Genomic DNA, 14,736 nt, shown 5'->3' with positions numbered 1-14,736 from the left:
GGCTCAGGGCACCAGGGCCGCGATGGCCAGCGCGTAGCCCTTCACGCCAAGACCCACGATGATGCCGCGCGCTGCGGGCGAGATGTACGAGCGGTGGCGAAACTCCTCGCGCGCATGCACGTTCGAGATGTGGAGTTCGACGAGCGGCACGCTCGCGCCCTTGATGGCGTCGTGCAGCGCGATCGAGGTGTGGGTGTAGGCGCCCGGGTTCATCACCACGCCGAGCATGTGGCCGGCGGCCACCTCGCGGCCGGCCTCGTGGATCCAGTCGATCAGCACGCCCTCGTGGTTCGACTGGCGGCATTCGATCTCCACGCCGTGCTTCGCGCCGGCCTCCTGGCACAGGCGTTCCACGTCGGCCAGCGTGTCGCGTCCGTATTGCTCGGGTTCGCGGGTGCCGAGAAGGTTGAGATTGGGGCCGTTGAGGACGAGTATTTTCTTCATGATGAATGCCAAGGTGCGATGCCGCCATTATGGTTGCGCTAAGGTGGCGCGCATCATGAGCACAGACAGCATTCCAACCTGGCACCCCGTGGCCCGCTCGGCCGATCTGCGCCCCGGCGCCAACATCGTCGCGGGCCTTGCCGAAGGCCAGGAACTGGCCCTCTGGCGTTCGGCCGGCGGCACCGCGCAGGCCTGGGAAAACCGCTGCCCGCACCGCAGCGTGCGCTTCACGCTGGGGCAGGTGGTGCAGGACCGCCTCGCCTGCGCGTACCACGGCTGGCAGTACGACGCCGATAGCGGCCAGTGCGCGAGCATTCCCGCCCATCCGGGCATGCCGGCGCCGCGCAACGTGTGCGCGAAGGTGTTCCACGCAACCGAAGCGGCCGGCATGCTGTGGGTGAGCCTCGGGGCCGAGGCGCCGCCTTCTCCGCCGCCGGGCGACGCCGTGCCGCCCGGCTGGTCGTTCTGCCGCACGCTCTGCGTGCGCGCTGGCGCGGCCCGCGTGCGCGATGCGCTCGCGGCGCGCGGGTTCGCGGCAGAGGCGCCGGCGCTCGCCATGCGCGGCGCGCTCGACCACGTCGACGCCACCGCGCTGGTGCTCGACGCCCAGCCGAGCCTGACCTTCATTCACCTCTGGACGCCTGCCGCACCCGGCAGCGACGCGATGAAGAACCTGCACATCGCCGCGCGCGCACTGCGCGGCGAAATCGAAGCGCGGCAGCAGGCGGCCTGACCGGAAGAACACCATGCCCTTCGCCACCGATGACCCCAACATGCTTGACGACTGGCTGGTCGCCGGCCCCGCGGCCGCGCTCGCCGGCACCTCCGAAGCCCGGCCCCGCGCAGTTCGCCTGCTCGGAGAAACGCTGCAGCTGTGGACCGATGCTGCCGGCACGCCGCAATGCCGGCTCAGCACGCAGGCGCTGGCCATCCAGCCACGCCATGGCTTTCTCTGGGTCTGCCCCAGCGGCAAGCCGACGCGGCCGCTGTTCGACTTCCCGGAATACAGCGAGGCCGGGCGCCGCATCGTCGATTGCGGCGGCATCGGCGTGGCGGTGTCGGGGCTGCGCGTGATCGAGAACTTCCTCGACATGGCGCACTTCCCGTTCGTGCACGCCGGCTTCCTGGGCCAGGTGCCGCACACCGAAGTGGCGAAGTACCAGGTGCAGGTCGATCCCGCCACAGACGAGATCTGGGCCACCGATTGCCGCTTCTGGCAGCCGCGCGCCTCGGCCGCCCACGACAGCGGCAGCGAAGTGCTCTACAAATACAGGGTGATGCAGCCGCTCTCCGCCATGCTCTACAAGTCGAGCTCCCGCAGTGGCGAGCTCGATGCCATCGGCCTGTTCCTTCAGCCGCTGGACGACGAGCACGTGATCGCCCACACGCTCCTGGCCTGCTATGACGAAACGTCCACCGACGCCGAACTCATCGCGTTCCAGCAGACGATCTTCGGGCAGGACAAGCCGATCCTGGAGAACCACGCGTTCAAGCGCATGCCCCTCGAAGGCCGCGCCGAAATCCCGACGCGGGGCGATACCTCTTCAGTGACCTACCGGCGCTGGCTGCGCGAGCGCGGCATGCGCTTCGGCGTGAGGGAAGCCGCATGATCCGGCTCTACGACTACGCCCTGTCGGGCAACTGCTTCAAGGTGCGGCAGATGCTCGCCTGGCTCGGCCTCGACCACCAGCGCGTGCCGGTCGACTTCCATCCGGGCCGCGAGCACAAGTCGGCCGCGTTCCTGGCGCACGTCAACCCGCTGGGCCAGCTTCCGGTGATCGACGACGGCGGCTTCCTGCTGCGCGACGCGCAGGCCATCCTCGTCTATCTCGCAAGCAGGCACGACACGCAGGGCCGCTGGTATCCGGATGATCCGCAGCTGCGCGGCCAGATTGCGATGTGGTTCGCCACCGCCGACGAGCTCACCCGCACCGCCTCGGCCGCGCGGCTGCACGACGCCTTCGGCCACGAGAACATCGACGTCGAAGCCTGCCGGCGCGGCGCACACGCAGCCTTCCGCCTGCTGGACGACCACCTGGCCGAGCGCGCCAGCGAGGGCCGGCAGTGGCTGGCCGGCCCGCATCCAACGGTGGCCGACCTGGCCTGCTTTCCCTATGCCGCCCTGGCCGGCGAAGGCGGCATTTCGCTGGACGAGTATCCCGCCCTGCGGCACTGGATCTGGAGCTTCCGCCACCTGCCCGGCTTCATCGGAATGTCGGGTATCTTTGCCGCCGGGGCGGCCTGAACGCCGGCCTCGCTATCCTTGACCCTTTGCCCTGAAGCGCCATGAAAACCAAAGCTGCCGTCGCCTGGAAATCCGGAGCCCCGCTCACCATCGAAACCGTGGACCTCGAAGGGCCGAAATTCGGCGAGGTGCTGGTCGAGATCAAGGCCACCGGCATCTGCCACACCGACTACTACACGCTCTCGGGTGCCGACCCCGAAGGCATCTTCCCGGCCATCCTCGGCCATGAGGGCGCGGGCATCGTGGTCGACGTGGGCCCCGGCGTCACCACGCTGAAGAAGGGCGACCACGTCATTCCGCTCTACACGCCCGAATGCCGCCAGTGCAAGTTCTGCCTGTCGCGCAAGACCAACCTCTGCCAGCTGATCCGCGGCACGCAGGGCAAGGGCCTGATGCCCGATGCCACCTCGCGCTTCAGCCTGGACGGCAAGCCCATCTTCCACTACATGGGCACCAGCACCTTCAGCAACTACACCGTCGCGCCCGAGATCTCGCTGGCCAAGATCCGCGAGGACGCGCCCTTCGACAAGGTCTGCTACATCGGCTGCGGCGTGACCACGGGCATCGGCGCGGTGATCTTCACGGCCAAGGTGGAAGCCGGCGCCAACGTGGTGGTGTTCGGCCTCGGAGGCATCGGCCTGAACGTGATCCAGGGCGCGAAGATGGTGGGTGCCGACAAGATCATCGGCGTCGACCTGAACCCCGAGCGCGAAGCGATGGCGCGCAAGTTCGGCATGACGCACTTCCTCAACCCGAAGGAGCACGAGAACATCGTCGATGCGATCGTGCAGCTGACCGACGGCGGCGCCGACTACAGCTTCGAGTGCATCGGCAACACCAAGGTGATGCGCCAGGCGCTCGAATGCACGCACAAGGGCTGGGGCCGCAGCATCATCATCGGCGTGGCCGAGGCGGGTGCGGAGATCAGCACGCGGCCGTTCCAGCTCGTCACGGGCCGCAAGTGGGAAGGCTCGGCCTTCGGCGGCGCGCGCGGGCGCACCGACGTTCCGAAGATCGTCGACTGGTACATGGAAGGCAAGATCAACATCGACGACCTGATCACGCACACCATGCCGCTGGAAGACATCAACAAGGGCTTCGACCTCATGAAGCGCGGCGAATCCATTCGCGGCGTGGTGCTTTACTAGCCTTCGAGGAGAACGTCCGCCATGAGCCGCATGGAACCCCTGCGCAAGATCGAAGCGGGCGTCCTCGAAGTCGCCTACTACGAGACAGGCCCGTCCAGCGGCCCGCCCGTGCTGCTGATGCACGGCTTTCCGTACGACATCCACACCTACGCGGAAGTCGCGCCGATGCTCGCCGAGCAGGGCTGCCGCGTGATCGTTCCGTACATGCGCGGCTACGGCGCCACGCGCTTCCTGAGCGATGCCACGCCGCGCTCGGGCGAACAGGCGGCGTTCGGCGCCGACCTGCTCGCGCTGCTCGACGCGCTGAAGATCGAACGCGCGGTGCTCGCCGGCTATGACTGGGGCGGCCGCGCCGCCTGCGTGGTGGCGGGGCTGTGGCCCGAGCGCTGCGCGGGCCTGGTTTCGCTCAACAGCTACAACATCCAGAACATCGCCAAGGCGATGGAGCCGGATACGCCAGAAAACGAGCACAGCCTCTGGTACCAGTACTACTTCCACAGCGAGCGCGGCCGCGCCGGGCTCGCGAAGGACCGCAGGGCGCTCACGCGGCTGCTGTGGCGGCTCTGGTCGCCGACCTGGACGTTCGACGAGCCCACCTTCGAACGCAGCGCCGCGGCCTTCGACCATCCTGATTTCGTCGAGGTGGTGATCCACTCGTACCGGCATCGCTTCGGCCTGGTTGCGGGCGCCCCGGCCTACGCGGACATCGAGCGCCGGCTGGCCGCGCAGCCCGCGATCAGCGTGCCCGCCATCACCTTCGACGGCATCGACGACGGCGTGCGCCCGCCTGCCGATGCCTCGGCCCATGCGCACCGCTTCAGCGGCCCGCGCTCGCACCGCCTGGTGCCCGGCGCGGGCCACAACCTCCCGCAGGAGGCGCCGCGCATCTTTGCCGACGCCGTGCTCGAACTCGTGCCCGCATTGCGGCACCACAACACCTCCCGATGACCGACTCCCTCAAGACCCTTTCCGAGCACCATGCCTTCGGCGGCGTGCAGAGCTTCCATGAGCATGCCTCGCACGAGATCGGCCTGCCGATGCGCTTTTCGGTCTACCTGCCGCCGCAGGCCGCGCACGAGCGCGTGCCGGCCCTGCTCTATCTTGCGGGGCTGACCTGCAATGAGGAAACCTTTGCAGTGAAGGCCGGCGCGCAGCGCATGGCCGCCAGCCTGGGCCTGGCGCTGATCGCGCCCGACACCAGCCCGCGCGGCAGCATCGCCGAAAACCTGCCCGGCGCCACCGCCCACTGGGACTTCGGCATTGGCGCGGGCTTCTACCTCGACGCCACCGAATCGCCCTGGTCCACCCACTGGCGCATGGAAAGCTGGATCGTGCATGAGCTGCTGCCCCTGGTGGGACGGCACTTCGCCATCGACGACCAGCACCTGGGTATCTTCGGCCATTCGATGGGCGGCCACGGCGCGCTCACGCTGGCGCTGCGGCATCCGGGGCGCTTCAAGTCCTTGTCGGCCTTCGCGCCCATCTGCGCGCCCACGCAATGCCCATGGGGCCAGAAGGCGCTCGGCGGCTACCTGGGCGAGCCTGGCGGCGACCGCGCGCAATGGCTCGCACACGATGCCAGCGCGCTCATGAAGTCGCAGACCGCCGCACCCTATCCGCAAGGCCTGTTGATCGACCAGGGACTGGCCGACAAATTCCTGGCCGACCAGCTGCACCCGGAAGCCTTCGAGGCCGCCTGCTTTGCCGCCGGCCAGCCGCTCACGCTGCGCCGCCACGCGGGCTACGACCACGGCTACTACTTCATCCAGACCTTCATGGCGGACCACATCGCGCACCACGCGCAGACGCTGCGCGGCTGATCGACCGCGGCCCACGGGCGGCTTATCATGGGACGCATGTCCGCAGCACAGATTCCCGCCTTCCAGTTGCGGTCCCGCGACGGCGCCGCCGAAGAGAGCCTGGCGCTGGCCGGCATCTGGCGCCGCGCCTGGATTGCGGCCAACCGGAATGCCGCCGTCATCGAGCCGATCACGCATTGGCTGCGGCGTGTGCAAACCGAATTCGTGCCACCCGCCGACGTGGTGCTGGCCGAACGCGAAGGCCAGGTGCTCGCCTTCATGGTGCTGCTGGTGCGGCGCGAATACGTGGCGCAGCTGTTCGTCGAACCTCATCTTCGCAACCAGGGCCTGGGGCAGGCGCTGCTCGACGAAGCCAGCGTGCGCATGCCGCTCGGCTGGAAACTTCACGTAGCCACCAGCAACACCGCGGCGCAGCGCTTCTACGAACGCTACGGCCTGGTGCGCGGCGCGGTCGACCGGCACCCGGCCAGCGGACGCGAACGGGTCGCCTACCATTGGTATCCGGCAAGCCCGCCGCGGCAGCCGCGGCGCACCGGCTGAGCGCCTTCCCTCCCTGCCCTTTCTCCATGCGCATCGATCACATCGCCCTCTGGACCACCGATCTCGAACGCTGCAAGCGCTTCTACGTCGACTACTTCGGCGCCACGGCCGGGGCGGGCTATGCCAATCCGGCCAAGGGCTTTGCGTCCTGCTTCCTGAGCCTGGGCGACGGCGCGCGCATCGAGGCCATGACCACCCGCACGCTCTCGCCGGTGCCCGCCGAACCCGGTGCCCAACGCATGGGCTGGACGCACCTGGCCATCAGCGTGGGTTCGGAGGCTGCCGTCGACGAACTGACGCAGCGGCTCAAGTCGGACGGCTACCCGCTGCTCGACGGTCCGCGCCGCACCGGCGACGGCTACTACGAGAGCGTGGTGCTCGACCCCGACGGCAACCGCATCGAGATCACTGCATGAGCCGCACAAAGCCTGCCCGATGAGCGCATTCGTCCAAAGCCTGCACGAAGTCTTCGAGCGCCTCGGCCGCATCGAAACGCGCCGCATGTTCGGCGGCCACGGCGTGTGGCACGAGGGCCGCATGATCGCGCTCGTTGCCAAGGACACGCTCTACCTCAAGTCCGATGCCGGCAGCGCCGAGCATTTCGACAGGCTGGACCTGCCGCCCTTCACCTACGTGCGCGAAGGCAAGGCCATGCCGATGTCGTACCGGCTCGCGCCAGCCGATCTTTTCGAAGACCGCGAGGAAGCCGCGCTCTGGGGCCGCCGCGCCTACGAGGCGGCCCTGCGTTCAGGCCAGCCGCCGAAGAAGAAAACCGCCAGGAAAGCCCCAGTGAAGAAAAAAAAGAAAGCAGCCTCGTCGTGAGCGACACCCCTCCCGCGCTGCCGCCCCTTCCCGAACGCGAGCAGATCGCGCTGCTCGAACCCTTCGAAGGCCTGGGCCTCAAAGACATCGTGGTCGTTTCCACGCTGCAGGACGCCGAGCATGCCGCCGCCGAATTGCTGGCCGCCGGCGTTGCGGGCTTCGACACCGAATCCAAGCCCACCTTCGCGAAGAACGAGGTTTCGGGCGGCCCGCACGTGGTGCAGTTCGCAACGCGCGAAACCGCCTGGCTGTTCCAGCTGCACCGCACCGAATGCAACCCGGTGGTCGCAACGCTGATTGCTTCCACCGAACTCCGGAAGGTCGGCTTCGGCCTTTCGACCGATCTCACGCTGATCCGCAACCGCCTCAACATCGAGCCGAAGGCGGTGTTCGACATCGACAGCGAGTTCCGCCGCCGCGGTTACCGCAAGTCGGTGGGCGTGAAGGCGGCCGTGGCGCTGGTGTTCAACCGGCGCTTCGTGAAATCGCGCAAGGCGACCACCTCGAACTGGGCCAACAGGCAGCTGACCGAAGCGCAGATGCGCTACGCGGCCAATGACGCCTACGCGTCCATTCGCGTGTTCGATGCGCTGTTCGGCGGCTGAACCGCCGGCGCCCCTGCGTCCCGCCCGGCCATAGGCCCTGTGGCTGCGGCTGCGCGGCGCCCCCGGCACAATGCCCGTCACATTCACCGCAGACGAAAGAAGGGCCATGAGCAGCAACAAAAGCGATTTCGGATTGATCGGCTTGGCCGTGATGGGCCAGAACCTGGTGCTGAACGTGGAAAGCCGCGGCTTCCAGGTCAGCGTGTACAACCGCACCGAAGCCACCACCGAGGCCTTCGTGGCCGCCAACCCCGGCAAGAAGCTGGTCGGCGCGAAGACGCTCGAGGAGTTCGTGCAGAGCCTCGCCAGGCCGCGCAAGATCCAGATCATGGTGAAGGCCGGCGCGCCGGTCGACCAGGTCATCGAGCAGCTGATCCCGCTGCTCGACAAGGACGACATCGTGATCGACGGCGGCAACAGCCTCTACACCGACACCGAACGCCGCGACGCGTATCTCCAGACCAAGGGCCTGCGCTTCATCGGCGCGGGCGTGTCGGGCGGCGAGGAAGGCGCGCGCAAGGGCCCGTCGATCATGCCGGGCGGGCCGCTCTCCACCTGGGAAGTGATGAAGCCGATCTTCGAGAGCATCGCAGCCAAGGTGGACGGCGAGCCCTGCGTGATCCACATCGGCCCCGGCGGCGCGGGCCACTACGTGAAGATGGTGCACAACGGCATCGAGTACGGCGACATGCAGCTGATCTGCGAGGCCTACAGCCTGTTCAAGGCGGCCGGCTTCAGCACCGACGAGATGGCGGCGGTCTTCAGCGAATGGAACGAGGGCGAGCTGCAGAGCTACCTGATCCAGATCACCGCCAAGGCCCTCGAACAGAAGGACCCGGAGACCGGCCAGCCGATCGTCGAGCTCATTCTCGACAAGGCCGGCCAGAAGGGTACGGGCCAGTGGACGCTGGTCAACGCGGCCGAGAACGCGGTGGTCATCAGCACCATCAATGCCGCGGTCGAGGCGCGCGTGCTGTCGTCGCAAAAGAAGGCGCGCGTGGTGGCCAGCAAGCTGCTGCAGGGGCCGAAGATCGCACTGTCGCTCGACAAGAAGGCGCTGGTGGCCAAGGTGCACGACGCGCTTTATGCCTCGAAGGTGGTCAGCTACACGCAGGGCTTCGACCTGATCCAGACCATGGGCGAGAAGAAGGCGTGGAAGCTCGACCTGGGCCGCATCGCAGCGATCTGGCGCGGCGGCTGCATCATCCGCGCGCGCTTTCTGAACCGCATCACCGACGCCTACCGCAGCGATCCGTCACTGGGCAACCTGATGCTCGACCCCTTCTTCAAGGACCTGCTCAACCGCACGCAACAGAACTGGCGGGAGGTGGTGGCGCTGGCGGTGGGCAACGGCATTCCGGTGCCGGCGTTCAGCGCCTCGCTCGCCTACTACGACAGCTACCGCACCGAGCGGCTGCCCGCGAACCTGCTGCAGGCGCAGCGCGACTTCTTCGGGGCCCACACCTACGAGCGCGTGGACAAGCCGGCCGGCGAGTTCTTCCATACCAACTGGCCGGAAGTCATCGGCTGATCCCTGCAAATCAGCCCGCGGGCAACCAGGCCTTCACCTGCCCGACCAGCCCCCCCAGCGGCTCGGTTGCGTCCACCGCGAGCACGCCCGGCTCGCCGACCGGCGACTCCAGCGTCGCGAACTGGTTGGCCACCAGGCTTGCGGGAAACGTGTGCTCGCCTGCACCCGCCCGTGCGGCCACGCGGCGCTCGGCTTCGGCGCGCTCGATCTCCATGAACACGAAGCGCAGGCCCGGCACGGCCGCGCGCAACTGCTCCCGGTAGCTGCGTTTGAGCGCGGAGCAGGTCAGCACCGCCCCCTGCGGCGCAGCCGCCAGCTTCTGCCCCAGCGTCGCGAGCCAGCCGGCGCGGTCCGCATCGGTCAGCGCGATGCCTCGGCTCATCTTCTCGACGTTGGCCGGCGGGTGGTAGTCGTCGCCCTCGATCAGCGGCAGCCCGAAGCCCACCGCCAGCGCGGCCCCGAGGCTCGATTTGCCGCAGCCCGAAACACCCATCACGACCAGCCATGGCCCGTTCATACATACCCTTCCTGGTGAGACCGCGGAGATATTCTCCGCGCTTCAGTGGAACTTGAATCCACTTCCTCATGATGCAGCGCTTTTTCGCCGGAACAGGACCACCGCCGCGGCCGCCCTTAGAACAGGCTGCCCTGCCCCGCTGCGCCAGGCGGCCGGAACGCGCCGAGATCGAGCGCAATGCGCTCGCGGTTGAAGCCGATGCGGTTCGCCGCCTTTTCGAAGCGCTGGCGGATCAGGTCGGCCCAGAGGCCGGAGCCCTTCATGCGGGTGGCAAAGTCGGCGTCGTAGTCCTTGCCGCCGCGCATCTCGTGGATGCGCGCCATGATGCGGTCCGCGCGCTGCGGGTAGTGCAGTTCGAGCCATTGCTTGAAGAGCGGTGCCACTTCCCAGGGCAGCCGGATCACCGTGTAGAAGGCGTTGCGCGCACCGGCGTCCCAGGCGGCTTCGAGCACCTGTTCCATGTCTTCGTTGACGAAGGGAATCTGCGGCGCCACGCTCACGCCCACCGGCACGCCCGCCTCGGCCAGCGTGCGGATGGTGCGCAGCCGCCGGTGCGGCGCGGCAGCGCGCGGCTCCAGCTTGCGGGCCAGCTCGCCGTCGAGCGTGGTCACGGTGATGTACACCGCGGCCAGGTGCTCGGCGGCCATGGGCGCGATGAGGTCGAGGTCGCGCTCCACCGCGCTCGATTTCGTGACCAGCGCGAACGGATGGTGCGTTTCCTTCAGCAGCTCGATCACCGAGCGGGTGAGCCGCAGTTCGCGTTCGATGGGCTGGTAGCAGTCGGTGGCGGTGCCGATCGCAATGTGGCTGGGGCGGTAGCTCCTGCGGCCGAGTTCGGCACGCAGCACCTCGACGATGTTGCGCTTGGCGATGAGTTTGGTTTCGAAGTCGAGCCCCGGCGAGAGATTGAGGTAGCTGTGCGTGGGCCGCGCAAAGCAGTAGATGCAGCCGTGCTCGCAGCCGCGGTACGGGTTGAGCGAGCGGTCGAAGGAAATATCGGGCGAGTCGTTTTCGTTGAGCACCGATTTCACGTCCTCGAAGCGCACTTCGGTGGCGAGCGGCAGCAGTTCCTCGGCTTCGGCCGCGCCTTCTTCGAGCGTGCCCCAGCCATCGTCGAAGGCATTGCGCTCGTCGCGCGAAAAGCGGTGCGCCAGGCGCGTGGCCGCGCCGCGGCCCTTGATGGCGTGGATGGGGATCCGGGCGGCGGGCATGCAGGTCCTTTCTCTCGAATACTGTATGTTTACACAGTATTCTAAAGCTTTTCCGGGATCAAGCTGATTTTGAGTTTCTCTCTTGACAGAAATTTATAAAATCCTAGACTCCAACGCATGGAACTCACCGACATCCAACGCAAGTTCGTTCTCCACTGGGGAGAAATGGGCTCCATGTGGGGCGTCAACCGCACGGTCTCGCAGATCCATGCGCTGCTGTTCGCGCGCGGCAGGCCCATGCATGCGGAAGAGCTCTCCGACACGCTGGGCGTGGCCCGCTCCAACGTGAGCAACAGCCTGAAGGAACTGCAGGCGTGGAACCTGGTGCGCGTGACGCACATCCTGGGCGACCGGCGCGACTATTTCGAAACCAGCGTCGACGTCTGGGAGCTGTTCCGCACCGTGGTACGCGAGCGCAAGGAGCGCGAGTTCGACCCGACCATCCGCGTGCTGCGCGAGATCGTCGCGAGCCCCGACTTCCAGAAGGAGCCCGCCGATGCGCAGGACCGCATCCGCTCCACCATGGACCTGATGAGCAAACTCGCCACCTGGGCCGACGAAATGCTGCGGCTCTCGCCCGGCACGCTCGACAAGGTGCTGACGCTCGGGGCCAGCGTGCAGAAGTTCGTTCGCGGCGATGCGGCGCCGGCGGCAACTACCGCGGCCCCCGGCAAGGACGACGATTCCGATGCCCACCATGCCAGCCTGCCGATGATCTGAGCCGCTCTTTTTTTGCTTCTTAATTTCTGTTTTGACAGAAACAACGAAAACAAACCTTATGCCCGCCGTTGCCACCTATCCGCTGACCGTCTATTTCGATGCCACCTGTGCTTTGTGCACGGCAGAAATGAACGCAATGAAGGCGCGCGACACCATGGCCCGCCTGAACCTCGTGGACTGCTCGCCCGCCGGCTTCGGCGCCGGCCCGGCCCCACGCGCAGCGCTGATGGCCGCCATCCACGCGGTCGACGCAGCGGGGCAGGTGTTCGTGGGCGTTTCCGCCATCCGCGCCTGCCGCGACGCCGTCGGGCTGCCGAGCGGCAGCTTCCTGCTCGACCTGCCGCTGCTCGCGCCGCTGGCCGACCGCGCCTATGCGGTGCTTGCGCGCAACCGCTACCGGCTGCCGCGCTGGCTGGTGGCCCTGCTCGCGGGCAAGGCCGCGCGGTCGTCCCGCACCTGCGCCGGCGGCAATTGCCGGATCTGAAAAAAAGAAAAGGAGCTCTCGTGACCAACGTCTTCCAGCCCGATTTCCCTCCCTCCGGCGCCCGGACCGCGCCTCGAACCTCCGCGGCGCCCGAAGCCTCCATCACCAAGGCCGACACGCAGGACTATTTCACCGAGGTGGCCGACGACTACCGTGCATGGAGCCCCAGCTACAACATGCACTTCGGCTTCTGGCGGCTCGGGCTGAATCCGCTGCGGCGCGAAGGCATGCTGGTGGAAATGAACCGCGCCGTCGGCCGCGCGCTGAAGCTCGACGAGCCCCGGCCGCCAGCGCAGGAAGGCGCGCAGCGCCGCTGCGTGGTGGACCTTGGCTGCGGCGCCGGCGCCACCGCGCGCACGCTGGTGGGCGACGATCCGGCGCTGTTTGCCGTCACGGTCACCAACGTGGCGGTGCAGAACAGCATCGCCCTGCGGCTCGATGCCGGCGCTGGCGTGGCCGACCGCGTGGCGCACATCGAAGCCGACTACACCCGCACCGGCCTGCCCGCCGCACAGGCCGACGGCGCCTGGGCCGTGGAAAGCGCCTGCTACGCGACTGGCACGGCCAAGGCCGATTTCGTGCGCGAGGCGGCCCGCCTGCTGAAGCCCGGCGCGCGGCTCGCGGTGATCGACGGCTTCCTGCTGCGCGACAAGCCCGGCCGCAGCGCCGGCTGGCTGCACCGCCTGTGGGCCGACAGCTGGGCCGTGCCCACGCTGGCCGTGCGGGACGATTTCGTCGCCGCCCTGCGCGACCACGGCTTCGAAGACATCGAGGTGCAGTCGCTGCGCTGGCGCGTGGCGCCCAGCGCGCTGCACATCCCGGTGCTTGCCACGCGCTTCGCGCTGGCCGAACTCTGGAAGGCGCGCGGGCGGCTCAGCCCCTGGCGCCGCAAGCACATCGTGGCCAGCTACTGCGCGCTGGTGCTGGGCCTTTTCTGGCGCGATTTCGACTACTGCATGGTGACGGCCAGGCGCAGCGAGGAGAAGCAATTTTCATGAGCACCGAACCCGGCCAAACCACGCCCCCCGAGCCTCCGCCCACCGACGTGCAGGTGCGCGACATGCCCAGGCACCCCATTCCCTTCGCGTGGTTCTGGCCACTGCTGGTCGGCGCGGCCGCCGCGCTGGTGCTGCGCATTGCCTTCAGCGGCCTGCCGGGCCAGCGCTTCTCGGCCATGCTGGGTTCGTTCATCTACCTCGCCCCCGCCGTGTGCGGCGCGGTCACGGTCTACATGGCCGAGCGCATCGAGCGGCGCAGCTGGGGCTACTACATCTGGGCACCGTGGGTCTCGACCGCGCTGTTCGTCGTGGGCACGCTGCTGGTCTTCATCGAAGGGATAGTCTGCGCGGTGGTGATCGTTCCCCTCTTCGGCGTCATGGGCAGCCTCGGCGGGCTTGCGATGGGCATTGTCTGCCGCATCACGAACTGGCCCAGGCCGGCGCTCTACAGCTTCGCCCTGCTGCCGCTGTTGTTCGGCGCCATCGAGCCACAATGGCCCAACCCCGAACGGATCTCGAGCACTTCGCGCACCCTCTTCATTGCCGCACCCGCCGAGCGCGTGTGGCATGAGCTCAACGATGCGCAGGACATCCGCCCGAACGAAGTCGGCGATGCCTGGGCCTACCGCATCGGCGTGCCGATGCCGGTGGCGGGCGTGACCCAGGACACGCCCGAGGGCCGCGTGCGCAAGGTGCAATGGCAAAAGGACGTGCACTTCGACGAAATCATCACCGAGTGGCAGCCGCTGCAGCGCGTGAAGTGGCGCTACCGCTTCTCGCCCGACTCCTTTCCCGCCGGCGCGCTGGACGACCACGTGGTGATCGGCGGCCACTATTTCGACCTGCGCGATTCGGCCTACACGCTCACGCCGCGCGAAGGCGGCACGGAGCTTCGCATCGATGTTTCCTGGCGCGTGAGCACGCGCTTCAACTGGTATGCCGACCGCGTGGCGCAGTTCCTGCTGGGCGACTTCTCCGAGCACATCCTGCGCTTCTACAGGGCGCGCAGCGAAACCACCGCGGCGGCCGCATGAAGGACACGCGCCCCGTCTTCCAGCAGGTGCTCGGCCCTGGCTGGGAGCAGCTCGGCGACGTGATCCGCCGGCACTACACGATGGCACCGTTCTCGAACGCCCACGTGTGCGTGCGCGGCACGATGGACGAAGTGCACCATGCGCCGTGGGCGCGCCTGCTGATGCCCTTCGGCCGCCTGTTCGGCGCCCTCGTTCCCTACACCGGCACCGGCGTGCCGATCGAGGTGCACTACCGCTGCCGGCCCGGCGACGCGCGGCTGTACTGGGACCGCATCTTCAGCTTCGAGGGCCGCGCGCCGTTCCACTTCCGCTCGCACATGGCGCAGGCGGCCAAGGGCGGCGGCGAGGTGATCGAGTACGTGCGCTTCGGCGTCGGCATGCGCCTGGCCGTGAGCGCGGAAGAAGGCGCGCTGGTGTTCCGCGACCTCGGTTACATCTGGCGCCTTGGCAGGCTGCACCTGCCGCTGCCGCTCGGCCTGCTGCTGGGCACCGCCTATGTCGAGGAACGGCCCGACCCGCACGATGCCGACCGCTTCACCATGAGGATGGTGCTGCGCCACCGCTGGTTCGGCGACGTGTTCCGCTACAGCGGGCGCTTCCGGTTGGGTCCACAATGA

19 protein-coding genes are annotated in these 14,736 nt (G+C 67.9%); 16 read left to right on the top strand and 3 right to left on the bottom strand.

Annotated features, from left to right (window positions below; translation table 11 throughout):
• Positions 1 to 3: 3 nt before the first annotated feature.
• On the bottom strand, positions 4 to 444 hold the full coding sequence (gene aroQ / locus ACAM54_RS08995; RefSeq protein WP_025569589.1) for a type II 3-dehydroquinate dehydratase: 441 nt from the start codon (positions 442 to 444) through the stop codon (positions 4 to 6).
• Between the two features lie 55 nt (positions 445 to 499).
• Between aroQ and ACAM54_RS08990 the strand changes: the two genes are divergently transcribed.
• From ACAM54_RS08990 to gnd, 11 genes are all read left to right on the top strand, one after another.
• Entirely contained in the window at positions 500 to 1,177 is a 678-nt protein-coding gene (locus tag ACAM54_RS08990) for a Rieske 2Fe-2S domain-containing protein (protein WP_369650485.1), read from the top strand.
• 13 nt (positions 1,178 to 1,190) lie between these two features.
• Positions 1,191 to 2,054 carry a (2Fe-2S)-binding protein gene (locus ACAM54_RS08985; RefSeq protein ID WP_025569593.1) on the top strand — a complete coding sequence of 288 codons (864 nt, stop codon included), beginning with the start codon at positions 1,191 to 1,193 and terminating at the stop codon, positions 2,052 to 2,054.
• Positions 2,051 to 2,689, top strand: a complete 639-nt coding sequence (locus ACAM54_RS08980) for a glutathione S-transferase N-terminal domain-containing protein (protein ID WP_025569595.1) — start codon at positions 2,051 to 2,053, stop codon at positions 2,687 to 2,689. Before ACAM54_RS08985 ends, ACAM54_RS08980 begins: the two co-directional genes overlap by 4 nt.
• Positions 2,690 to 2,730: 41 nt before the next feature.
• Positions 2,731 to 3,837, top strand: a complete 1,107-nt coding sequence (locus ACAM54_RS08975) for an S-(hydroxymethyl)glutathione dehydrogenase/class III alcohol dehydrogenase (RefSeq protein ID WP_021006426.1) — start codon at positions 2,731 to 2,733, stop codon at positions 3,835 to 3,837.
• Positions 3,838 to 3,858: 21 nt separating this feature from the next.
• The gene (locus tag ACAM54_RS08970) at positions 3,859 to 4,785 is read left to right on the top strand and encodes an alpha/beta fold hydrolase (protein ID WP_369650484.1); all 927 of its coding nucleotides are present in this window, start codon (positions 3,859 to 3,861) and stop codon (positions 4,783 to 4,785) included.
• Positions 4,782 to 5,657 (top strand): S-formylglutathione hydrolase, encoded by an 876-nt coding sequence (fghA, locus tag ACAM54_RS08965; protein ID WP_025569730.1) that lies wholly within the window; start codon positions 4,782 to 4,784, stop codon positions 5,655 to 5,657. Before ACAM54_RS08970 ends, fghA begins: the two co-directional genes overlap by 4 nt.
• A gap of 36 nt (positions 5,658 to 5,693) precedes the next feature.
• Positions 5,694 to 6,197 carry a GNAT family N-acetyltransferase gene (locus ACAM54_RS08960; protein ID WP_223262442.1) on the top strand — a complete coding sequence of 168 codons (504 nt, stop codon included), beginning with the start codon at positions 5,694 to 5,696 and terminating at the stop codon, positions 6,195 to 6,197.
• A 26-nt stretch (positions 6,198 to 6,223) separates the two neighbouring features.
• Positions 6,224 to 6,613 carry a VOC family protein gene (locus ACAM54_RS08955; RefSeq protein WP_025569733.1) on the top strand — a complete coding sequence of 130 codons (390 nt, stop codon included), beginning with the start codon at positions 6,224 to 6,226 and terminating at the stop codon, positions 6,611 to 6,613.
• Between the two features lie 19 nt (positions 6,614 to 6,632).
• Entirely contained in the window at positions 6,633 to 7,019 is a 387-nt protein-coding gene (locus tag ACAM54_RS08950; protein ID WP_025569734.1) for a TfoX/Sxy family protein, read from the top strand.
• Positions 7,016 to 7,624: a 3'-5' exonuclease gene (locus ACAM54_RS08945; RefSeq protein WP_369650483.1), complete on the top strand. Its 609-nt coding sequence runs from the start codon at positions 7,016 to 7,018 to the stop codon at positions 7,622 to 7,624. The genes ACAM54_RS08950 and ACAM54_RS08945 overlap by 4 nt, the downstream gene beginning before the upstream one ends.
• A 106-nt stretch (positions 7,625 to 7,730) precedes the next feature.
• Positions 7,731 to 9,155: a decarboxylating NADP(+)-dependent phosphogluconate dehydrogenase gene (gnd, locus tag ACAM54_RS08940; protein WP_025569738.1), complete on the top strand. Its 1,425-nt coding sequence runs from the start codon at positions 7,731 to 7,733 to the stop codon at positions 9,153 to 9,155.
• A gap of 10 nt (positions 9,156 to 9,165) precedes the next feature.
• Here the strand turns inward: gnd and ACAM54_RS08935 are convergent, their stop codons facing one another.
• Positions 9,166 to 9,672, bottom strand: a complete 507-nt coding sequence (locus ACAM54_RS08935; protein WP_261380255.1) for a gluconokinase — start codon at positions 9,670 to 9,672, stop codon at positions 9,166 to 9,168.
• 116 nt (positions 9,673 to 9,788) lie between these two features.
• A complete protein-coding gene (locus ACAM54_RS08930; RefSeq protein WP_025569805.1) occupies positions 9,789 to 10,883 on the bottom strand; it encodes a PA0069 family radical SAM protein in 1,095 nt (364 codons plus the stop codon).
• Between the two features lie 117 nt (positions 10,884 to 11,000).
• On the opposite strand from ACAM54_RS08930, the gene ACAM54_RS08925 reads away from it, so the two are divergent.
• The 5 genes from ACAM54_RS08925 to ACAM54_RS08905 are packed head-to-tail and all read left to right on the top strand — an operon-like array spanning position 11,001 to position 14,736.
• Positions 11,001 to 11,603 carry a MarR family transcriptional regulator gene (locus ACAM54_RS08925; RefSeq protein ID WP_025569806.1) on the top strand — a complete coding sequence of 201 codons (603 nt, stop codon included), beginning with the start codon at positions 11,001 to 11,003 and terminating at the stop codon, positions 11,601 to 11,603.
• Between the two features lie 58 nt (positions 11,604 to 11,661).
• Positions 11,662 to 12,087 (top strand): thiol-disulfide oxidoreductase DCC family protein, encoded by a 426-nt coding sequence (locus ACAM54_RS08920; RefSeq protein ID WP_369650482.1) that lies wholly within the window; start codon positions 11,662 to 11,664, stop codon positions 12,085 to 12,087.
• Positions 12,088 to 12,107: 20 nt separating this feature from the next.
• Positions 12,108 to 13,085, top strand: coding sequence for a methyltransferase domain-containing protein (locus tag ACAM54_RS08915; RefSeq protein ID WP_025569451.1), 978 nt, complete (start codon positions 12,108 to 12,110; stop codon positions 13,083 to 13,085).
• Positions 13,082 to 14,119, top strand: coding sequence for an SRPBCC domain-containing protein (locus ACAM54_RS08910; protein ID WP_369650481.1), 1,038 nt, complete (start codon positions 13,082 to 13,084; stop codon positions 14,117 to 14,119). Before ACAM54_RS08915 ends, ACAM54_RS08910 begins: the two co-directional genes overlap by 4 nt.
• Positions 14,116 to 14,736 carry a DUF4166 domain-containing protein gene (locus ACAM54_RS08905; protein WP_025569453.1) on the top strand — a complete coding sequence of 207 codons (621 nt, stop codon included), beginning with the start codon at positions 14,116 to 14,118 and terminating at the stop codon, positions 14,734 to 14,736. The genes ACAM54_RS08910 and ACAM54_RS08905 overlap by 4 nt, the downstream gene beginning before the upstream one ends.

The sequence above is a fragment of the Variovorax sp. V93 genome, from assembly GCF_041154485.1.
Lineage (GTDB): Bacteria > Pseudomonadota > Gammaproteobacteria > Burkholderiales > Burkholderiaceae_C > Variovorax > Variovorax beijingensis_A.
This window is presented reverse-complemented; position numbering and strand designations above follow the sequence as displayed.